This is a genomic window from Methyloversatilis sp. MC4-4, assembly GCF_049843555.1.
Classification (GTDB): Bacteria; Pseudomonadota; Gammaproteobacteria; order Burkholderiales; family Rhodocyclaceae; genus Methyloversatilis; species Methyloversatilis discipulorum_B.
Genome location: NZ_JBBHZK010000001.1, coordinates 1,337,622 through 1,356,721, shown reverse-complemented (window position 1 = coordinate 1,356,721; position 19,100 = coordinate 1,337,622). Strand labels below are relative to the sequence as shown.

General features: G+C 67.1%; 19 protein-coding genes. 6 read left to right on the top strand and 13 right to left on the bottom strand.

Going from position 1 to position 19,100, the window contains the following annotated elements; genetic code table 11:
* Positions 1–42: 42 nt before the first annotated feature.
* Both WDZ97_RS06240 and WDZ97_RS06235 read right to left on the bottom strand, forming a co-directional pair.
* Positions 43–999: a CobW family GTP-binding protein gene (locus tag WDZ97_RS06240; RefSeq protein WP_425762154.1), complete on the bottom strand. Its 957-nt coding sequence runs from the start codon at positions 997–999 to the stop codon at positions 43–45.
* Positions 996–1,967 (bottom strand): LysR family transcriptional regulator, encoded by a 972-nt coding sequence (locus WDZ97_RS06235; RefSeq protein ID WP_425762153.1) that lies wholly within the window; start codon positions 1,965–1,967, stop codon positions 996–998. The genes WDZ97_RS06240 and WDZ97_RS06235 overlap by 4 nt, the downstream gene beginning before the upstream one ends.
* Before the next feature lie 94 nt (positions 1,968–2,061).
* On the opposite strand from WDZ97_RS06235, the gene WDZ97_RS06230 reads away from it, so the two are divergent.
* Together WDZ97_RS06230 and WDZ97_RS06225 are read left to right on the top strand one after the other, a co-directional pair.
* Positions 2,062–2,793 carry a pirin family protein gene (locus WDZ97_RS06230; RefSeq protein ID WP_425762152.1) on the top strand — a complete coding sequence of 244 codons (732 nt, stop codon included), beginning with the start codon at positions 2,062–2,064 and terminating at the stop codon, positions 2,791–2,793.
* Positions 2,790–3,359, top strand: a complete 570-nt coding sequence (locus WDZ97_RS06225) for a flavodoxin family protein (protein ID WP_425762151.1) — start codon at positions 2,790–2,792, stop codon at positions 3,357–3,359. Before WDZ97_RS06230 ends, WDZ97_RS06225 begins: the two co-directional genes overlap by 4 nt.
* 39 nt (positions 3,360–3,398) lie before the next feature.
* On the opposite strand, the gene WDZ97_RS06220 is transcribed toward WDZ97_RS06225, so the two are convergent.
* The 5 genes from WDZ97_RS06220 to WDZ97_RS06200 form a co-directional block, all read right to left on the bottom strand.
* On the bottom strand, positions 3,399–3,761 hold the full coding sequence (locus tag WDZ97_RS06220; RefSeq protein WP_020164438.1) for a hypothetical protein: 363 nt from the start codon (positions 3,759–3,761) through the stop codon (positions 3,399–3,401).
* A gap of 96 nt (positions 3,762–3,857) precedes the next feature.
* On the bottom strand, positions 3,858–4,682 hold the full coding sequence (locus WDZ97_RS06215) for a peptidylprolyl isomerase (protein WP_020164439.1): 825 nt from the start codon (positions 4,680–4,682) through the stop codon (positions 3,858–3,860).
* Positions 4,683–4,733: 51 nt separating this feature from the next.
* Complete coding sequence (locus WDZ97_RS06210) at positions 4,734–5,018, bottom strand: BolA family protein (RefSeq protein ID WP_020164440.1); 285 nt, start codon at positions 5,016–5,018, stop codon at positions 4,734–4,736.
* Positions 5,015–5,317 carry a YciI family protein gene (locus WDZ97_RS06205; RefSeq protein WP_425762150.1) on the bottom strand — a complete coding sequence of 101 codons (303 nt, stop codon included), beginning with the start codon at positions 5,315–5,317 and terminating at the stop codon, positions 5,015–5,017. The genes WDZ97_RS06210 and WDZ97_RS06205 overlap by 4 nt, the downstream gene beginning before the upstream one ends.
* Positions 5,318–5,333: 16 nt before the next feature.
* Positions 5,334–5,942, bottom strand: a complete 609-nt coding sequence (locus WDZ97_RS06200) for a septation protein A (RefSeq protein WP_425762149.1) — start codon at positions 5,940–5,942, stop codon at positions 5,334–5,336.
* Between the two features lie 220 nt (positions 5,943–6,162).
* On the opposite strand from WDZ97_RS06200, the gene WDZ97_RS06195 reads away from it, so the two are divergent.
* The 4 genes from WDZ97_RS06195 to WDZ97_RS06180 all read left to right on the top strand — a co-directional run bounded on the left by WDZ97_RS06195 (position 6,163) and on the right by WDZ97_RS06180 (position 8,939).
* On the top strand, positions 6,163–6,441 hold the full coding sequence (locus WDZ97_RS06195; RefSeq protein ID WP_019918484.1) for an HU family DNA-binding protein: 279 nt from the start codon (positions 6,163–6,165) through the stop codon (positions 6,439–6,441).
* A 204-nt stretch (positions 6,442–6,645) separates the two neighbouring features.
* Positions 6,646–7,419 carry a peroxide stress protein YaaA gene (gene yaaA, locus WDZ97_RS06190; RefSeq protein ID WP_020164443.1) on the top strand — a complete coding sequence of 258 codons (774 nt, stop codon included), beginning with the start codon at positions 6,646–6,648 and terminating at the stop codon, positions 7,417–7,419.
* 31 nt (positions 7,420–7,450) lie between these two features.
* A complete protein-coding gene (locus WDZ97_RS06185; RefSeq protein ID WP_425762148.1) occupies positions 7,451–8,038 on the top strand; it encodes a hypothetical protein in 588 nt (195 codons plus the stop codon).
* 46 nt (positions 8,039–8,084) lie between these two features.
* Positions 8,085–8,939 (top strand): dienelactone hydrolase family protein, encoded by an 855-nt coding sequence (locus WDZ97_RS06180; RefSeq protein WP_425762147.1) that lies wholly within the window; start codon positions 8,085–8,087, stop codon positions 8,937–8,939.
* 44 nt (positions 8,940–8,983) lie between these two features.
* Here WDZ97_RS06180 and ybiB read toward each other — a convergent pair whose 3' ends face one another.
* From ybiB to nirB, 6 genes are all read right to left on the bottom strand, one after another.
* Positions 8,984–9,973, bottom strand: a complete 990-nt coding sequence (gene ybiB / locus WDZ97_RS06175; RefSeq protein ID WP_304001217.1) for a DNA-binding protein YbiB — start codon at positions 9,971–9,973, stop codon at positions 8,984–8,986.
* A gap of 33 nt (positions 9,974–10,006) precedes the next feature.
* Positions 10,007–12,736, bottom strand: a complete 2,730-nt coding sequence (locus tag WDZ97_RS06170; RefSeq protein WP_425762146.1) for a molybdopterin-dependent oxidoreductase — start codon at positions 12,734–12,736, stop codon at positions 10,007–10,009.
* Positions 12,737–12,893: 157 nt separating this feature from the next.
* A complete protein-coding gene (locus tag WDZ97_RS06165; protein WP_425762145.1) occupies positions 12,894–14,567 on the bottom strand; it encodes a protein kinase domain-containing protein in 1,674 nt (557 codons plus the stop codon).
* Between the two features lie 13 nt (positions 14,568–14,580).
* Complete coding sequence (locus WDZ97_RS06160) at positions 14,581–15,795, bottom strand: nitrate/nitrite transporter (protein ID WP_304001223.1); 1,215 nt, start codon at positions 15,793–15,795, stop codon at positions 14,581–14,583.
* Positions 15,796–15,934: 139 nt separating this feature from the next.
* The gene (nirD, locus tag WDZ97_RS06155; RefSeq protein WP_425762144.1) at positions 15,935–16,255 is read right to left on the bottom strand and encodes a nitrite reductase small subunit NirD; all 321 of its coding nucleotides are present in this window, start codon (positions 16,253–16,255) and stop codon (positions 15,935–15,937) included.
* Positions 16,256–16,423: 168 nt separating this feature from the next.
* Positions 16,424–18,892 carry a nitrite reductase large subunit NirB gene (gene nirB / locus WDZ97_RS06150; protein WP_425762143.1) on the bottom strand — a complete coding sequence of 823 codons (2,469 nt, stop codon included), beginning with the start codon at positions 18,890–18,892 and terminating at the stop codon, positions 16,424–16,426.
* Between the last annotated feature and the right edge of the window lie 208 nt (positions 18,893–19,100).

Genomic DNA, 19,100 nt, shown 5'->3' with positions numbered 1-19,100 from the left:
GTGCGGAAGACTGCATTGTGAGCGAAGCGACGGCGCGCGGGTTCAATCGTGATGAAGCGCGGACAGCCAGGCCTGCAGACGGGTATCGGCTATGCCCTGGGTGATGCACACCACGGTCGAGCCGCGCGCGGCGTCGGGCCAGGCGGGCAGGAGTGTCGGCGGGTAGAGCGCATGCTGTACGCCCTGTACGACCAGCGGGCGCGACTCGCCGGCGACGTCGAACAGGGCCTTCATGCGCAACAGGCCGGGGCCAGCGATGTCTGGCCAGGCGGCGAGCCAGGCGTCGATCTGCGCGCGCTGCAGTGGCTGCTCGATCAGGGTGCTGTCGGCCCGCACGGCGTGCGGCGCGGCGATGGTCGGCGGCGCGGCGCGGTAGCGCATGACGGCTGGCGGGTCGAACAGCGCCGGCCCGAGGCTCGCGGTCTGCAGGTCGAGCTGCGGCGCGAACGGGTTCAGCGCGGCCAGCGTCTGCCGCAGCGTGGCGACCGCGGCGGCGTCGGCGAGATCGGTCTTGCTGATCAGCAGGCGGTCGGCGGCGGCGACCTGGCGTACCGCTTCCGGGCGCATGGCCAGCGTCGCCGCCGCGTGCGTGGCATCGACCACGGTGAGCGTGCAACTCAGCCGGTAGCGTTCGACCACGCGCGCATCGGCGGCCAGCGTGCGCAGTACCGGCGCCGGATCGGCCAGGCCGGTGGTTTCGATCACGATGCGTTCGAACTGGCGCCGGCCAGCGCGTGCGAAGCGCCAGTGTGCGTCGCGCAAGGTCTGCGCGAGGTCGCCACGCAGCGTGCAGCAGACGCAGCCGCTGGCCAGTTCGACCACGGTCTGGTCGGCGGTGTGCGTGACCAGCCGGTGATCGAGCGAGGCCTCGCCGAACTCGTTCACGATGACCAGCGTGTCGGCCATGTCGGCACGTGCAAGCAGGCGGTTCAGCAGCGTGGTCTTGCCGGCGCCGAGAAAGCCGGTTAGCAGCACCACCGGCAGGCGTTGCGCGCTCATGCCGGAACACCTTCGAGCAGGGCCCGGCGTGTCCGCGGGCTGGCCAGCTGCTGCAGCCACCAGTCGAGTGCGCGGCCGCGCTGGCCGGCGCTGCGCCAGGCGATGGCGAAGCGGGCGACCTTGTCCTCACCGGTCGCTTTCGCCACCAGCCGTCCGGTTTCGATGTGGGCGCGCACGCGTGCCTCCGGCAGGAAACCGCAGCCGAGGCCGCGCAGCTGCGCGTCGATCTTCATGTCCAGCGTCGGCACCGTGAGGACGTCCTGACCGGGCAGCAGATTGCGCGACACCGGCGACAGCTTCATCGCGCTGTCGGCGATGGCGACCGCGCGGTGCATGCGGATCATCGCCGGGTCCAGCGGTTCGGCGACGCGCGCCAGCGGGTGATGCGGCGCCACGACGAATACGAAGGGGATGTCACCGAGCGCCTCGACCTGCACGCCGCTGACCCGCGAGTCGTCGGCGTCGACGCCGATGGCGAGATCCGCCGCGCCCGACAGCAGCGCTTCCCAGGTGCCGGACAGCACCTCCTGGCGCAGGCGTATGCGCGTCGGCGGCGGTAGGCGTGCGGTGTCGCGCTGGGCGTAAAAGGCGTCGACCAGATCGAGCAGCGTGTGCGGGCACATCAGCGCGTTGGCGGCGATGGCCAGCTGACCTTCCCAGCCGCTGGCGACGCGCTTGACGCGGCTCGCGACGGCGTCCATCTCCAGCAGCAGGCGTCGGCCTTCGACCAGCAGTTCGCGGCCGGCCGGCGTCAGCACGGCGGTGCGGCTGGCGCGGTCGAACAGCAGCACGTCGAGCGCATCTTCGAGCTGGCGCACGCTGTAGCTGAGAGCCGACGGTACCTTGCCGAGCACGCGCGCGGCCGCGGCGAAGCTGCCGGCTTCGTCGATGGTGGCGATCAGACGGATCGCTTCGGGCGTCAGCGGATGGTCGCGTTCGGACACGGTGGTGGAGATGTAGTCGTTCAAATAATTTGAATGATGATATCAGCGACATGCCGACATCGGCGATCGACCCGTCGCCACAATTCACCCATCAACCAACACATCAAGGAGATGGGCAATGATCAGTCTGCGCAAATCTTCCGAACGCGGCTTCGACGACCACGGCTGGGGCCAGTCGCATTTCAGCTTCTCCTTCGCCGACTACTACGACCCGGCACACATGGGTTTCGGCACGCTGCGCGCGCTGATGGAAGACACGATAGAGCCGTCAGGCGGCTTCGGCACCCATCCGCACCGCGACATGGAAATCGTCACCGTGGTGCTGGCGGGCGAACTGACGCACCGCGATTCACTCGGCAATACCGGCGTGCTGCGCGCTGGCGACGTGCAGCGCATGAGCGCCGGCACTGGCGTCAAGCACAGCGAGTTCAACCACGCCGCGACGACACCGGTGCGCATGCTGCAGATCTGGCTGCTGCCTGAATCGCGCGGCATCGCCCCCGGCTACGCACAGCAGCACTTTGCCGACAGCGCGCGGCGAGGTCGTCTGCTGCCGCTGGTGAATGCAGAGGGGCGCGACGGCGCACTCACCATCCACGCCGACGTTGCGCTGTACGCGAGCCGCCTCGACAGCGGTCACGCGCCGCTCACCCACCATCTCGCCGCCGGCCGCAAGGCCTATGTGCACCTGATCGACGGCGAACTGACGGTGAACGGGCAGCGCCTCGAAACCGGCGATGCGCTGCGCATCGAGCACGAGGACGAAGTTGTACTTGAACAGGGGCGTGCCGCACATGCGCTGCTGTTCGATCTGGGCAGTCATTCCACTACTGAAGGGAGATCAGCATGACGCAAGTTGCCATCGTTTATCACAGCGGCTACGGCCACACCCGCCGCATGGCGCAAGCCGTTGCCGACGGCGCAGCAGAGGGCGCGCAGGTGCAGCAGATCGAAATCGACGCCGAGGGCAATGTGCCGGAGTCGGCCTGGGCGACGCTGCTGGCGGCTGACGCCATCGTGTTCGGCAGCCCGACCTATATGGGCACCGTGTCGTGGCAGTTCAAGAAATTCGCCGACGCGACCTCGAAGCCGTGGTTCACGCAGCAGTGGAAGGACAAGCTGGCGGCAGGCTTCACCAACTCGGCTTCGATGAACGGCGACAAGCACTCGACGCTGCACTACTTCATGACGCTGGCGATGCAGCACAGCATGCTGTGGGTCGGTACCGGCCTGATGCCGAGCAACAGCAAGGCGGCGACGCGCGAGGACATCAACTACGTGGCGTCCTTCGCCGGTGCGATGGCGGCTACGCCGTCGGATGCGTCGGTCGATGAAATGGTCGAAGGCGACCTGAAGACGGCGCGCCTGTTCGGCGCACGCGTCGCGCAGCAGGCTGCGCGACTGGCCGCTCGCTGAGCGGGCAGGACCTGGGAAGGCAGGGCGTTTCCCCGAAGGTCAGTACAGTTCGGGGAAGCGCTCCAGCCAGGTCCACGCCACGGCGAGAACGATGGCGACGATGCCGGTCCAGGTGCCGGTGACGAAGCAGCAGGCGGCTGGAATCACCAGGCCGGCAAACTCGTCGAACATCATGCCGAAGGCGAACCAGAAGGCGGTGAACAGCAGCCACTTGACGATGAAACCGGGCAGGTGGCGCCGCATCGAGCGGTTGTGACGGTAGCTCTGCACGCGCTCCATCCAGGAACCGCGCGTGCAATCGCGGAAGTAGAGGAAGGGCCAGATGTAGCGCCACCACAGGCGCAGCATCGACTCCGGCTCGTGCGCCGGTTCCAGGCCCTGCTCGGGTGCGTGCTGTCCCATGTCGCGTCCTTCCTTCCTCGGTCCATCCGACCGGATTTACGGCCGGGTGGACGCGGGGTTGAGGCGACGCGCCGTGAGGCGGGCGGCGCCGGGTGATTACTTGATCGCGGCCTTCTGACGCAGTTCGTTCACGTGGGCGGCGATGGTCTGCTGCTCCAGACGCTGGGCGATCTGCGGCTTTGCTTCATCATAGGACGGCAGCTTCAGGTCGCGCACGTCTTCCAGCTTGATGATGTGGTAGCCGAAGTCGCTGCGCACCGGTTGCGGCGTGAACTTGCCCTTCTCGAGCTTGACCAGCGCTTCCGAGAAGGGTTTCACGTACTGCGCAGGCGCGCTCCAGCCGAGGTCGCCGCCGCGGTCCTTCGAGCCCGGATCTTCGGAATCCTTGGCCAGGTCTTCGAACTTCTCGCCGGCCTGCAGCTTGCCGATGATTTCCTTCGCCTTGTCCTCGGTCTTCACCAGGATGTGGCGCGCCTTGTATTCCTTGTTGCCCAGACCGGTCTTGATCTTCTCGTACTCGGCCTTGATCGTGTCTTCGGTGACCGGGTGGCTGCGCACGTAATCCTGCAGATAGGCCTGGATCAGCACTGCCTGCTTGGCCAGTTCGGCCTGGTGCATCAGCGCGGCGTTCTTGTCCATGCCCTTGGCGGCAGCGGCCTGGGTCAGCACTTCGCGGCGGATCAGTTCCTCGCGCACTGCGTTGCGCAGCTGGTCGCCGTCCTGCTGGCCCTGGGCTACCTGATTGCGGATCATGATGTCGGCGCGGCCCTGCGGGATCGCCTTGCCATTGACCGTAGCGAGCACGCCTTCAGCCGGCGCGGCGGCGGGCGCTGCAGCCTTCTCCTTGGCCTTCTGCGCCATGGCGGGTGCGGCGAATGCGGTCATCACGGCGAGGGTCAGGACGGAAAGCGTGTGTTTCATCGATTTACCTTTCGGGTGGAATCCGGTTGCGGATTGCGTTGTGCCTGTCCGTCACTGCGCGGCGTTTTCGCCGGGTGCGCGTGCGACGATGGACAGGGCGTGGATGTCGCGCTGCATCAGGTCGCCCAGTGCAGCGTAGATGATGCGGTGACGTTCCATCGTGCGCCGACCGTCGAACTGCTCGGACACGATGGACAGACGATAGTGCCGGCCGCCCGAACGCGCGCCGGCGTGACCGGCGTGCAGGTGCGACTCGTCGATCAGTTCGAGCGCCGATGGCGCGAGCGTTGCGAGGCGCTCGCGTATCGTCGCTTCGAGTGCAGCGGCGTCGCTCACGCCGGGAACACCTTGCGGAAGGGCTTGACGGTCATCCGGGCGAACACGCCCTCGACCGTGTAGGGGTCTTCTTCCGCCCACGCCTGCGCTGCTTCCAGCGATTCGAACTCGGCGACGATGAGGCTGCCGGTGTAGCCCGCAGCTCCCGGATCGACGGCGTCGACGGCGGGCAGCGGGCCGGCGATCAGCAGCCGGCCTTCGTCCTGCAGTGCCTGCAGACGGGCCAGGTGGCCGGGTCGGGCGGCCATCCGTTTTTCAAGACTGTTGGGGACGTCTTCGCCCATCAATGCGTAGTACATGCAGTCCTCTATTGGATCAGGAATTCTTTTCTTCGATGTGACGCGACAGCATGAAACCCTGCGCGAGCACGAACAGGAACATCAGACCCATGCCGCCGTACAGCTTGAAGTTTACCCACGCCTCCTCGCTGTAGCTGTAGGCCACGTAGAGGTTGAGCACACCCATCACGGTGAAGAAGGCGATCCACGACGCGTTGAGTCGCGACCATACGGGTTCGGGCAGTTCCACCTGTTCCTGCATCAGTGCGCGGATCAGGTTGCGCTTGAGGAAGAGAACAGAAACCGTCAGCGTCAGCGCGAACAGCCAGTAGAGCACGGTCGGCTTCCACTTGATGAAGGTCGCGTCGTGGAAGAACAGCGTGGCGCCGCCGAACACGACGATGATGGCCAGACTCACCCACAGCATGGTATCGACCTTGCGGCCGCGCGCCATCAGCCACAGCACCTGACCTATGGTCGCGATGATGGCCACACCGGTGGCGATCAGTATGGGGGCCTGGCTGGCGACGATGCCCTGGCCCAGCAGCTGGGTCGCCAGCGCATGCGAGGCCTCGGGCGACGCACCAGCGAACTTGTAGGCTGCGAAGAAGAGCAGGACCGGCAGCAGGTCGAACAGGAATTTCATGGTCGCGGATTATGCCCGGTCGTTCGCAACAGTGTCCAACACACACATCCGGTAACACCGAAATCCGGCATGGAACTGGCTTGGCGATGAAAATGTTGCGGGAGGGCGCGAGAATTCATGAAGAAAGTCCTCATACCCGCTTGTGAAGCGCGCCCGGCCTCACTATCATCCCGTCAGGTTTTCCCGCGCGCCCTTGCGTACAACCAAGTAGGAGACTTAGATGAACAAAGCAGAACTGATCGAAGCACTCGCCAAGAAAGCCGATGTTTCCAAGGCCGCCGCCGGCCGCATGCTCGATGGTTTCCTCGAGTCCGTCACCACCGAACTGAAGAAGGGCGGCAAGGTCACGCTCGTGGGCTTCGGTACCTTCGCAACCGGCAAGCGCGCTGCCCGTACCGGCCGCAACCCGCGCACCGGCGCAACGATCAAGATTCCGGCCGCCAAGACTGCCAAGTTCACTGCAGGCGCAGCGCTGAAGAAGTCGATCAACAAGAAGTAAGCAACGGATTCGTTCCGCAGGCATCCTCATCGGGCCTGCGGATGGCGTACCGGCGGTTCGCGCCGACGGGGCGGCCAGGGAAAGCGGGAGTGTCGAGTGACGACACTCCCGTTTTCTTTTTGTGCGTCCGCAAGCTGCTGCGCAGCGTCGTCGGCTCACGTTACCATCCGCGCACCACGTCTCATCGCTCGCCAAGTCAGCCCCATGATCATCGTCCTGTCGCCCGCCAAGTCACTCGACTACGAATCGCCGCTCGCCACGACAAAGTCCACCCGCCCGGACTTCCTTGACCATTCCGCAGAACTGATAGACATCCTGCGCCGCAAGAGCCCGGCGGACATCGCGTCGCTGATGTCGATCTCCGACCCGCTGGCGGCGCTCAACGTCGCTCGCTACGCCGACTGGACGCGCGACTACTCGGCGCCGCAGGGACGTCAGGCGGTGCTCGCCTTCAACGGCGACGTCTACGAGGGGCTCGATGCACCGACCCTGCCGCCGCCGGCACTCGACTGGCTGCAGCAGCATGTGCGCATCCTGTCCGGCCTGTATGGCGTGCTGCGTCCGCTCGACCTGATGCTGCCCTACCGGCTCGAAATGGGCACCCGGCTGCCGAACGCGCGCGGCAAGGATCTGTATGCATTCTGGGGTGACCTGCCCGCGCAGGCGCTCAATGCGCTGTTCGAGAACGATGCGCACCCGGTGCTGGTCAACCTCGCCAGCGATGAGTACTTCAAGTCCGTGCGACGCAAGGTACTGAAGGCGCAGGTGATCCAGCCCGTGTTCCAGGACTGGAAGGGCGGCAACTACAAGGTGATCAGTTTCTTCGCCAAACGCGCGCGCGGCCTGATGGCACGCTACGCGGCGGAGAAGCGGATCGACGATGCCGACGCGCTGCGCGATTTCGCGGTCGAGGGCTATGCGCTCGACGCCGCGGCGTCGACGGCCACCGAATGGATATTCAGAAGACGTCTCGACTGAGACACATAACTACACCGAGGAGAAGCAAGCCATGAAGCAGTTCCGCATCGTCCGTGGCGCGCTTGCGCTGGCCGTCGCACTGGCCTGTGCAGGAGGCGCGCAGGCACAGGAGAACGCGTCGGATCGACTGTTCCGCGAATGCCTGGCCGCCAGGGCCGACAACAATATCGGCCTCGCCGACGAGCTGTGCTACAAGGCGCTGGTCCATCCGGATTTCAAGAACGTGCCGTCCGAGGCGCGCTCGCAGCGCATATATAACTACGCGCAACTCAAGCGCATGCTCGGCAACTGGGAAGGCGCCGAGGAACTGCTGCGCGAGACGCTGGCACTGGAAGAACAGCGCGCCGGCAGTACGCCGGACCTGCCGCTGGCGCGCCGTCTGGCCGAGCTGTCGATCGCGCTGGCCGCGCAGGGCAAGTGGCCGGAGGGGCTGCAGGCGATCGAGCGGCTGATGCCGATGGCCGACAAGTTCCAGGGTGGAGAGCGCGCCGCCGTGGCGGAGCTGTTCCGCAATTACGTGCCGCAGGCGGCCGCTGCCGGACGCGTCGAACTGGCGCGCCAGCTCGACGCCTATGCACACGAGGCGCCGGCACCCGAACCGCGCTTCATCGAACGCTGAACCCTCGAAAGCTGAACCCTTTCCGAACCGCAAGAGGAGTGCCGACGTGACCCAGCCCGACAATCCCCACCGGCGTGATTTCCTGCTCGGAGCCGGCGCAGCCGGCTTTGCCATCGCGGTGCAACCGGTCATCGCGCAGCAGGTGATCACGACGCCGGACAGCGGTCTGGTGACCGGCATGTCGTCGGCGCGCGCCAGCGACGGCAGCGCGCTGCCGCTTTACAGCGCGCGGCCGGACAAGCCGGGCAAGCCGCCGGTGGTGCTGGTGGTGTCGGAAATCTTCGGTGTGCATGAGCACATCCGCGACGTCTGCCGTCGCTTCGCGCACGAAGGCTATCTGGCCGTCGCGCCGGAAATGTTCTTCCGTCACGGCGATCCGGCGGCGATCGGCAGCGTGCAGGAAATCATCGAGCGCGTCGTGTCGAAGGTGGCTGACGCTCAGGTGATGGCCGACCTGGATGCCTGCGTCGACTGGGCCCGCGAGCAGGGCGGCGACGTGAAGCGCCTGCACGCGACCGGCTTCTGCTGGGGCGGACGCGTGACCTGGCTGTATGCCTCGCATCAGCCCGCGCTGCGTTCCGGCGTCGCCTGGTACGGACGCCTCGACGGGGTGCCGAGCGAACTGACACCGCTGCATCCGCTCGACGTGGTCGACAGCATTCACGCGCCGGTGCTCGGACTCTACGGCGGTCAGGACCAGGGCATTCCGAACAGCGATGTCGATGCCATGCGCGCGGCGCTGAAGAAGTCGACGTCGGCGGCGGCGCGCAAGTCGGACATCGTGCTCTACCCGGACGCTCCGCACGCTTTTCACGCCGACTACCGCCCGAGTTACCGCGCCGGCGACGCGGCCGACGCCTGGAAGCGCTGTCTCGCCTGGATGGCGGCCAACGGCCAGTAAGCGTTCGCGCCCGCGCAGGGCGCGTGCGTCCGGTCGTAAAGGCCTCAGTGTGCGGTGTGTGCGAGGCCGAGCGACACGGTGGCCTTGGCGTGCGTGAGGTCGCGCGCCGCGCCACTGCCGAACAGGCAGGCGGCAAGCTGGTTCAGCAGCGGCTGCGGAATCGCGCGATGACCTTCGAGCATGTCCCGTATGCAGTCGGCGGTGCCATCGATGTCCTCGCCCGGCGGCAGTGGATTGGTCAGCGGCAGCGCGCCGCTTTCCGCCTCGAACAGCATGCGCGCGCTGCCCCGCTCGAACAGTTCGATGCGTGGCCGGCGCAGCGGATCGGCGAACGAGTCGTCGTCGGGCGCGCGCATCAGCAGCGCTCTTTCAGGCGTACGCAGGAACATGTCGTGCAGACGTGACAGCAGTTGCGCGTCGGCGACGCAGATGACGCGCAGGCTGTGCAGCGGCGCCGGATCGAGCAGCTTTGCCACGACGTGCGCGGTATTGCGATGGCCCATGCGCTCGCGCAGCCGGATCAGGCTGTCCAGCGACGGGTTCAGCACTTCGGTCGGCAGGATGGCGCAGTGGCCGGCGTGCAGCGTGTTCAGCGCCTCGGTCACGGTGCTGCACGGCAGGTGGCCGAGCCGCTCCAGCACGTCGAGACTGCCGGGCCGCGCGTTGCCGCCGCTCAGGCCATGCACCAGCACCGGCACGTCCAGCCGCGCCAGCATCAGCGCCAGCAGCGGCATCAGATTGGGCGCGCGGCCGGCCCGGGCGTAGCTCGGAATGACCACCATGCGCGGCAGATGCGGCGGCAGTTCCAGCGTCGGCACGCGCTCGTTCAGTGCGCGTGCAAAGCCGGCGAGCTCGTCCGCCGACTCGTGCTTCCAGCGCAGACTGGCCAGCACCGCACCCAGTTCGAGCGCCGGTATGCGGCCGTCCAGCATGTCGGCGAACAGGCCGTGCGCCTCGGTCTCGGCGAGGTCACGCGCGTCGTCGCCGCGTCCGATCGCGGACAGCATTTCAGTCAGGCTCTGTGGGCTCAGCATCGCGTACGGCGCTCCATCCAGTTCAGTTTCTTGTCATGCCGCCTGCCGTCGGGCGTCGAGCATGCGTTTCAGTTCGGGTACGCAGGAACCGCAGGAGGTGCCGCAACGCAGCGTCGCCTGCAGGGTGTCGAGGTCCGCTCCGCCTGCGATCGCTTCGACGATGTCGGGTTCCGCAACATCGAGGCAGTTGCAGACGATGCGGCCGCGGCTCTTCGCGGCGACCGGTGGCGTCGCCAGCGGTGCGAACAGCCAGCGCCGCAGTTCCGCAGTCGGCTGGCGCTCGACCATCACCTCGCGCAGCCAGGCGGCGGCGGCGGTTTCGCCGGTCAGGCGGATGCCGGTCAGCAGCCCGTCCTCGATCAGCGCGCGTTTGGTGATGTCGCGTCGTGCGTCTCGGTAGGCCAGACAGGCCGGGTTGTCGAGGCCGCACAGGCGGTCGAGTTCGGCCAGCCAGTCTTCGGGAATCGGCTGGTCGTGCGCGATGCGCAGCACCAGCGCCGGGCGGTCGCGTCCGGCCATCGACAGCGAGGCGTAGGCGAAGCGGGCGAGCAAGGGGGCGAGCGCTTCCATCCGCGTCAGCGTGTTGCGCTGTGCCGACTCGTCGCTCGTTTCCGTGCGCAGCAGCAACGCCTGGAAGGGCAGGTCGGCGCGGCTCATCTGTACCGCTGCATGCTTCAGTTCGGGCTGTTTCGAGTAGGGGTCGACGCGGCCGGCGGTGAGCGCATTGGCGCCACTGTTCGACAGCGCGTTGCGGCCCCAGTGCATGGCGACGAAGGTGCTGCCCGGGCGCTGGGCGTTGCTCGCGTACGCACGCAGCACGATTTCGCCTCGACGGCTCTTGATGCGCACCAGATCGCCGTCCTTCAGTCCGCGCCGGGCCAGGTCGTCGGCATGCACCTCGACTCGCGGTTCGTCGACGTGGCTGTACAGGCGCGCCACCTGGCCGGTGCGGCTCATGCAGTGCCACTGGTCGCGCAGACGGCCGGTATTCAGGTGCAGCGGGTAGCGAGCGTCGATCTTCTCCGCGGTGGTTGCGGCCGACGGCACGACGAAGCGGGCGCGACCGTTTGCCGTGGCGAAGCGGCGATCGGTGTAAAGGGTGGCGGTACCGCCTTCGGCGCCGGCCGGGAAGGGCCATTGCTGCGGACCCAGTCGGTCGAGCACCGCGTAGGACAGGCCCGTGATGTCGAGGTCGCGGCCGCGCGTGCTCTCGACATGTTCGGCAAACACCTGCTCGGCTGTTTCGTAGGGGAAGAGTGCCTCCGCGTCGCGCCCCAGCCGCGCGCCGAGCGCGCGTGCGAAGTCGCGCGCGATGACCCAGTCGGCGCGCGCTTCGCCGGCGGCAGGCAGCGCGGCATTGACGTGCGTGATGCGCCGCTCGGAATTGGTGACCGTGCCTTCCTTCTCGCCCCAGGTGGTGGCCGGCAGCAGCAGGTCGGCGAAGGCGGCGCTTTCGGTGCCGCGGTAGGCGTCCTGCACGACGACGAATTCGGCCGCCTTCAGCGCTTCGACGATGCGCGTCTGATCGGGCATCGAGTGCGCCGGGTTGGTACAGGCGATCCACACCGCCTTCACCTTGCCGTCGCGCACCGCATCGAACAGCTCGACCGCGGTCAGCCCGGGCTGCGACGGCACGTCCGGCAGGCCCCACAGCGCGGCCACTTCGGCGCGGTGTTCGGCGTTGGCCATGTCGCGGTGGGCCGACAGCAGGTTGGCCATGCCGCCCACTTCGCGACCGCCCATCGCATTGGGCTGGCCGGTCAGCGAGAACGGGCCGGCGCCTGGGCGACCGATCTGGCCGGTGGCCAGGTGCAGCGCGATCAGCGCCGTGCCGTTGTGCGTGCCGTGATGCGACTGGTTGAGCCCCTGGCACCACATCGACATCGCAGCCTTCGATTCGCCGAACCACTTGGCGGCGGTGACGATGTCCTCGGCGCGCAGGCCGCACACCTCGGCGGCGACCGCCGGCGTGATGTCGCGCACGTGCTTGCGCAACTCGGCGAAGCCTTCGGTGTGCGCGGCGATGAACGTGTCGTCGACGTGACCTTCCCACAGCAGCACGTGCAGCATCGCGTTGTACAGCCAGATGTCGGTGCCCGGCAGCAGCGGCAGGTGCAGGTCGGCGTCGGAGGCGGTATCGGTGCGGCGCGGGTCGACCACGATCATCTTCATTGCCGGATTCGCACGGCGCGCGTCCTCGATGCGGCGATAGACGATGGGGTGAGCGTAGGCCGGGTTGCCGCCGGCGATCAGCAGGCAGTCGGTGTGGTCGATGTCCTCGTAGCTGCAGGGCGGGGCGTCGGCCCCCAGCGTCTGCTTGTAGGCCGACACCGCCGAACTCATGCAGAGCCGCGAATTGGTGTCGACGTTATTGGTGCCGATCAGTCCTTTGGCAAGCTTGTTGAAGACGTAGTAGTCCTCGGTCAGCAGCTGGCCGGAAATGTAGAAGGCGACCGCGTCCGGACCGTGCTCGTCGATGATGGCGGCGAAGCGGTCGGCGGCGTGCGCCAGTGCGGCGTCCCAGCTCGTGCGGCTGCGTGGCAGGTCGCGCGCGGTGCGCAGCTCGGGGTGGAGCGCGCGCGTGTCCGGGCGGGCGCTCAGGTGCAGGGTCGCTCCCTTGGTGCACAGACGGCCGAAGTTGGCCGGGTGGTCCGGGTCGCCCTTCACGCCGGTGATGCGGCTGCCGTCGTGTTCGATGATCACGCCGCACCCGACACCGCAGTAGCAGCAGGTCGAGCGGGTTTCGTGTTGGCTCTGGGTCATGTTGTGTGTCTCCGCGAGACTTTTAGCAAGGGGTATGCCACGTTACTGAGGGGCGATTCGCGTGCGAACCGGTGCGGTTCGGGCTTTCAGCGCTCCGCGCCGGGGCGCAATGACCTGTGAATGCATGCGACTGGTGCGCCATGCTTTCCGGGAAGGGCTAACGCAACAGCAGGCACAGCAGCAGGATGTTGATCAGCAGCGACACCACCAGCAGCACGCGCAGCAGGCGCACCGACATGCGCTCGACCAGCGGCGCGCGGCGCGGCAGCGCGAGCGGGCGGTGGGCTCCGCGTTCGAGTGCGAGCAGGAATTCCTCGGCGGTTTCGAAGCGCGCTTCCGGCGTCCGGGCGATGGCCTTCAGCAGCACCGCCTCAAGCCACTCCGGCAGGTCCGGGCGATAGCGCGTGGGCGGCACCGGCTCGCCGAAACGCGGGCGCTGGAAGGGCTCGATCTCGCCCCACGGGTAGTGGCGGGTCAGCAATTGGTAGAGGGTGACGCCGAGCGCGAACAGATCGCTCGATTCGCTGGCGCTCTGTCCGGAGAACAGCTCCGGTGCCATATAGCTGGGCGTGCCCGGGTTGTTGATCTCCTTGAAGTCCTCGCCGTCGGACGCCGCGACGCCCAGATCGAGCACGCGCAGCGTGCCCTGGCTGTCGAGGTGCAGGTTGTCCGGCTTGATGTCGCGATGGACGATGCCCAGACGGTGCAGTGTGCCGAGCGCACGCAGCACGCTGCAGCCCAGCTTGACCACCTGTTCGCTGCCGAAGTGGTGGCCGGCATCGAGGCGCGCGCGCAGGCTGGCGCCTTCGTGCCAGCTCATCAGGTAATAGAGACGGCTGCGCGGATGGCCGATCACCTGCGGGAACTGCGGCGACACCACGCGACGTGCCAGCCATTCCTCGTGCACCAGTGCGGCGACGGCGTCCGGATCGGCGTCCTCGCGCAGCGTTTTCAGTACGCGCGCCTCGCCACTGGCCAGATCGGTGACGCGGTAGAGCAGGGTGACGCGCGACTCGTGCAGCACCGCCTCGACGCGCAGACCGTCCAGTTCTTCGCCGATTGCCAGCCGGGGTGGCAGCGACAGACCGGCCGCCTCGGCCAGCCGGTCACGCAGTGCGGCCTGCGGCAGCGCGTCGACGCGCGCGACCAGCGCGGTGCAGTTGTCGTTGGCGCCGCGCGCGTCGGCCTGCAGCACCAGCGTCGACGCCAGCGACTCGGCATCGCCGCCACGCGCCAACACGACGGCGATGCCGTCGTCGCGCAGCGTGTTCCACACACCGTCGCTCATCAGCACGAAGGTGTCGCCGATCTCCAGCTCGCCGTCGGCGTGGTCGACCGCCAGGCGCGCATCGAGGCCGACCGCACGGTGCAGCACGTTGGACAGTTCAGGGTGGGCCCAGGTGTGATCCTCGGTGAGCTGGGTCAGGCTGCCGTCGCGATAGAGGTAGATGCGCGAATCACCGACGTGGGCCAAATGCCAGCGGGTGCCGCGCAGCACCAGCGCCGACAGCGTGGTGGCCATGCCGGCGGATTCGCGGGTGCGCGCGGCATGTGCGACCAGCCAGCGGTTCAGCGCGCCCAGCACCTGATCGATCGCCTGCGCGATACGCCAGGTGTCCGGCGTCGCGTAGTAGTCGTTGAGCAGGCCGCGCACGGTGAACTCGGCCGCTTCGCGTCCTTTGGCATGGCCGCCGACACCGTCGGCGACCGCCAGCAGCACGCCCTTGGCGTCCAGCGTTTCGCCGGTCGGCGTGACCGCGCCGACGAAGTCCTCGTTGCGCGGTCGCGGCCCGGTGATCGAGCACTGGCCGATGGACACTGCGAGTGTCATGACGCCGGCCGGCTCAGATGCGGGCGGACGTCAGGTGCGCCGCACCCCAGGTGGTACGCCAGCGCGTCTTCACGCGGGTCAGGCCGACCAGCGCGGCGACCGCCAGCACGGCGAACACGACGAAACCGGTCTGGTAGCTGCCGGTGACTTCGCGCGAGTAACCGAGAGAGGACGCGAGGTAGAAGCCGCCGATGCCGCCGGCCATGCCGACCAGACCGGTCATCACGCCGATCTCGCGACGGAAGCGCTGCGGCACCAGCTGGAACACCGCGCCGTTGCCCATGCCCAGCGCCAGCATGGCGCCGACGAACACGACCACCGCCATCCACGCCTGCGGCAGGCCGAAGCTCACGCCGAACAGGAAGGCGGCGGCGATCACGTACATCATGCTCAGCGTGCGGATGCCGCCGATGCGGTCGGCCAGGTTGCCGCCGATCGGCCGCACCAGCGAACCGGCGAACACGCAGGCGGCGGTGAAGTAGCCGGCCATCTTCGCGTCCAGCCCGTACTGGGTGTTGAAGTAAATGGTGAGCGAGGAGGCGAGACCGACGAAGCCGCCGAAGGTGACGCTGTAGAAGAACATGAACCACCATGCGTCGCGGTCCTTCAGCACCTTCAGGTATTCGGCCAGCGTCTTCGGCGGCGGGCATTCGGGCGCGTCCTTCGCCACCAGCAGGTAGAAGATGAATACGGCCACCAGCGGAATCAGCGCGAGGCCGAACACGTTGATCCAGCCGAAGGCCGCCGCCAGCCCTGGTGCGAACAGCGCGGCGAGTGCGGTGCCCGAGTTGCCGGCGCCGGCGATGCCCAGCGCCGTGCCCTGGTGTTCCGGCGGATACCAGCGCGACGCCAGCGGCAGCGCGACGGCGAAGGCGGCACCGGCGAAGCCGAGGAAGCAGCCCAGCAGCAGCGCCTGTTCATAGCTGTGGATGCCGAACTGCCAGGCGACGAACATCGCCGCGATGACGATGACCTGGCCGATGGCGCCGGCCTTCTTCGGCTGCAGATGGTCGACCAGCACGCCCATCAGCATGCGCAGCAGCGCGCCGGCCAGCACCGGCACCGCCACCATGAAGCCTTTCTGTGCATGCGTGAGCTGCAGGTCCTGGGCGATCTGCACGCCGAGCGGGCCGAGCAGCACCCACACCATGAAGGCGAGATCGAAATAGAGAAAGGCGGCGAACAGCGTGGGCGTGTGGCCGGCCTTGAGAAATGCTTTCCTGTCCATCGGCGGATGACCTCCCCGTCATCAATCCGGTCTGCGCGCATCCTTGCGGGCAGCCGTACTCGGGATAGTGGTGATTCGGATTGCTACGACGGCGTTCGCCGTCGCAGGCATTGCGGGCTTCAGCGGACCTCTGCGGACCTCAGGCCTTCAGCAGTACCTGGCCGTTTTCGACCCTCACGTCGAAGCCGCGCGTGCAGCCGACATCGGGTGCGACCGCCTCGCCCGACTCCAGCTTGATCTTCCAGCTGTGCAGCGGACAGGTGACCGTGTCGCCATGCACGATGCCCTGCGACAGCGGGCCGCCCTTGTGCGGGCACTTGTCATGCACAGCGAACACGCGGTCGCCGTCGGTGCGGAAGATGGCAATGTCGACGGCATCGGCGCTCACCACGCGCGAGCCGAGCAGGGGGATGTCTTCGAGTGCGCAGACGTGCGCCCAGGTGGAGGTTTCGGTGCTCATGAGGATTCCTGTATGTGTGTCTGGAGGGGCTGGGGGCCAGGGGCTAGGAGCTAGGAGCTAGGGGCTAGGGGCTAGGGGCTAGGGGCTAGGGGCTAGGGAACAGGCGCGGCTTTGCCGCGCGAGGTGGGCTTGTCGCTAGCCCCTGACCCCTAGCCCCTCATCCCTTGATCAAGCCTTCATCGCCTGCTTGATGGCGATGGTGCGGAACTCGCGGCCGAGCTCGGATTTCGCGTCGGCTTCGGCGCGCTCCAGCCACGGGTCCTTGTAGTCCTGCAGCGCGAACAGCAGGCGTTCGTACAGCGCCTTGCGGTTCTCGGCGTCATCGACCACCTTGCCCTTCACGTAGTCGAGACCGACGCGCTCGATGTAGTGCACCGTACGTTCGAGGTACCAGCCCTCTTCGCGGTAGAGCTGCAGGAAGGCGCCGGAGTACTCCATCACCTCGTCGTCGCTGGCCACCTTGCAGAAGAACTGCGCCACCTCGGTCTTGATGCCGCCGTTTCCGGCGACATAGATTTCGTAGCCGGATTCGACGCCGATCACGCCCACGTCCTTGATGCCGGCTTCGGCGCAGTTGCGCGGGCAGCCGGACACGGCGAGCTTCACCTTGTGCGGGCTGTACATGCCGAACAGCATCTTTTCCAGCTTCACGCCCAGCCCCATGGACAGCTGGGTGCCGAAGCGGCAGTGCTCGGCGCCGACGCATGTCTTCACCGTGCGCAGGCTCTTGCCGTAGGCGTGGCCGGACACCATGCCGGCCTTGGCGAAGTCGGCCCACATCGCCGGCAGATCGTCTTTCTTCACGCCCAGCAGGTCGATGCGCTGGCCGCCGGTCACCTTGACGGTGGGCACCTTGTACTTCTCGGCGGCGTCGGCGATGGCGCGCAGTTCGCCCGGTGTGGTCAGGCCGCCCCACATGCGCGGCACCACCGAATAGGTGCCGTCCTTCTGGATGTTGGCGTGCGCGCGCTCGTTGATGAAGCGGCTCTGCGCGTCGTCCTTCGCCTCGTGCGGCCAGGTCGAGATCAGGTAGTAGTTCAGCGCGGGGCGGCAGGAGGCGCAGCCGTTGGGCGTCTTCCACTTCAGCTCGCGCATCACGGTCGGGATGTCGATCATGTGGCGGTCGCGGATCGCCGCACGCACGTCGCCGTGGTTCATGTCGGTGCAGCCGCACATCGGCTTCGAGCTCGAATCGGCCGGCGTGTAGGCGCCGCCGACGCAGGAGGCGAGGATCTGTTCGACCAGGCCGGTGCAGGAGCCGCAGGAGCTGGAGGCCTTGGTGTGCTTGCGCACGTCGTCCAGCGAGAACAGCCCCTTCTCCTTGATCGCCTTGACGATGGTGCCCTTGCACACGCCGTTGCAGCCGCAGACTTCGGCGGTATCGGGCATCGATGCCGCCTGGGTCTGGCCCTTGTGGCCGACGTCGCCGAGGTGGTTCTGGCCGAACATCAGGTGGTCGCGCACGGCGTGGATGTCCTGGCCGTCCTTGATCAGCTGGAAGTACCAGCTGCCGTCGGCGGTGTCGCCATACAGACAGGCGCCGACCAGGCGCTCGCCTTCCAGCACCAGACGCTTATAGACGCCGCCCGCCGGGTCGTGCAGCACGATGTCGTCGCAACCCGGTCCGCCCATGAAGTTGCCGGCGGAGAACACGTCGATGCCGGTCACTTTCAGCTTGGTCGAGGTGACGGAGCCCTTGTAGGTGCCGATGCCGTACTGGGCAAGGTGGTTGGCGCACACCTTGGCCTGTTCGAACAGCGGCGCGACCAGACCGTAGGCGATGCCGCGGTGGTTCACGCATTCGCCGACCGCGTAGATCTTCGGATCGTAGGTCTGCAGCGTGTCATTGACGACGATGCCGCGGTTGCAGTGGATGCCCGCCGATTCGGCCAGCGTGGTGTTGGGGCGGATGCCGGCGGCCATCACGACGAGGTCGGCCGGAATGGTTTCGCCGCTCTTGAAACGCACTGCGGACACCCGGCCATCGGCGCCGGCGATCAGCGATTCGGTCTGCTTCTCCAGCAGGAAGGCGAGGCCCTTCTTTTCCAGCGAGGCCTGCAGCATGTCGGCCGAGGGCTTGTCGAGCTGGCGTTCCATGATCCACGGCGCCAGATGCACCACGGTCACCTGCATGCCGCGCAGCGCCAGGCCGTTGGCCGCTTCCAGTCCGAGCAGACCGGCGCCGATGACCACCGCGTGCTTGCGCGTGGCGGCGGCTTCGATCATCGCGTCGGTGTCGGCGATGTCGCGGTAGGCGATCACGCCCGGCAGGTCCTTGCCCGGCACCGGCAGGATGAAGGGGTTGGAACCGGTGGCGAGCAGCAGGCGGTCGTATTCCGCTTCGGTGCCGTCATCGGCGAATACCTTGCGCGCCTTGCGGTCGATCTTGACGATCTTCTTGCCGGTGTGCAGCGTGATGTTGTTGTCGCGGTACCAGTCCCAGTCGTTCAGGATGATGTCCTGCACCGTCATTTCGCCGGCCAGCACCGGCGACAGCAGGATGCGGTTGTAATTCGGATGCGGCTCCGCACCGAACACGGTGATGTCGTACATCTCCGGTGCGATCTTGAGCAGCTCTTCCAGCGTGCGACAGCCCGCCATCCCGTTGCCGACCATGACCAGACGCTTCTTTTCCATGACCCGTTCCCTCTACCGATTGCTGCAATAACAGGCCGCACCCGGTGCGGCCGACATCCCTTACCCGGCTTTGCCGTCGCGGACCGGTGACGGTTCGCAGGGACGAGCACGGACCTGCGCCTGCAGCATCGCTGGCGCCTGTAGGGCAAAACCTTTCGTGACCGGATCGTGCCGGTCGGCAAATGACGCGCTTGGTCGGTCGTGTCCC

Excerpts from the sequence above, each read along its gene's own strand:
- WDZ97_RS06240 (WP_425762154.1), bottom strand. The coding sequence starts at position 999 with ATGAGCGCGCAACGCCTGCCGGTGGTGCTGCTAACCGGCTTTCTCGGC.
- WDZ97_RS06230 (WP_425762152.1), top strand. The coding sequence starts at position 2,062 with ATGATCAGTCTGCGCAAATCTTCCGAACGCGGCTTCGACGACCACGGC.
- WDZ97_RS06225 (WP_425762151.1), top strand. The coding sequence starts at position 2,790 with ATGACGCAAGTTGCCATCGTTTATCACAGCGGCTACGGCCACACCCGC.
- WDZ97_RS06220 (WP_020164438.1), bottom strand. The coding sequence starts at position 3,761 with ATGGGACAGCACGCACCCGAGCAGGGCCTGGAACCGGCGCACGAGCCG.
- WDZ97_RS06215 (WP_020164439.1), bottom strand. The coding sequence starts at position 4,682 with ATGAAACACACGCTTTCCGTCCTGACCCTCGCCGTGATGACCGCATTC.
- WDZ97_RS06205 (WP_425762150.1), bottom strand. The coding sequence starts at position 5,317 with ATGTACTACGCATTGATGGGCGAAGACGTCCCCAACAGTCTTGAAAAA.
- WDZ97_RS06200 (WP_425762149.1), bottom strand. The coding sequence starts at position 5,942 with ATGAAATTCCTGTTCGACCTGCTGCCGGTCCTGCTCTTCTTCGCAGCC.
- WDZ97_RS06195 (WP_019918484.1), top strand. The coding sequence starts at position 6,163 with ATGAACAAAGCAGAACTGATCGAAGCACTCGCCAAGAAAGCCGATGTT.
- yaaA (WP_020164443.1), top strand. The coding sequence starts at position 6,646 with ATGATCATCGTCCTGTCGCCCGCCAAGTCACTCGACTACGAATCGCCG.
- WDZ97_RS06185 (WP_425762148.1), top strand. The coding sequence starts at position 7,451 with ATGAAGCAGTTCCGCATCGTCCGTGGCGCGCTTGCGCTGGCCGTCGCA.
- ybiB (WP_304001217.1), bottom strand. The coding sequence starts at position 9,973 with ATGCTGAGCCCACAGAGCCTGACTGAAATGCTGTCCGCGATCGGACGC.
- WDZ97_RS06170 (WP_425762146.1), bottom strand. The coding sequence starts at position 12,736 with ATGACCCAGAGCCAACACGAAACCCGCTCGACCTGCTGCTACTGCGGT.
- WDZ97_RS06165 (WP_425762145.1), bottom strand. The coding sequence starts at position 14,567 with ATGACACTCGCAGTGTCCATCGGCCAGTGCTCGATCACCGGGCCGCGA.
- WDZ97_RS06160 (WP_304001223.1), bottom strand. The coding sequence starts at position 15,795 with ATGGACAGGAAAGCATTTCTCAAGGCCGGCCACACGCCCACGCTGTTC.
- nirD (WP_425762144.1), bottom strand. The coding sequence starts at position 16,255 with ATGAGCACCGAAACCTCCACCTGGGCGCACGTCTGCGCACTCGAAGAC.
- nirB (WP_425762143.1), bottom strand. The coding sequence starts at position 18,892 with ATGGAAAAGAAGCGTCTGGTCATGGTCGGCAACGGGATGGCGGGCTGT.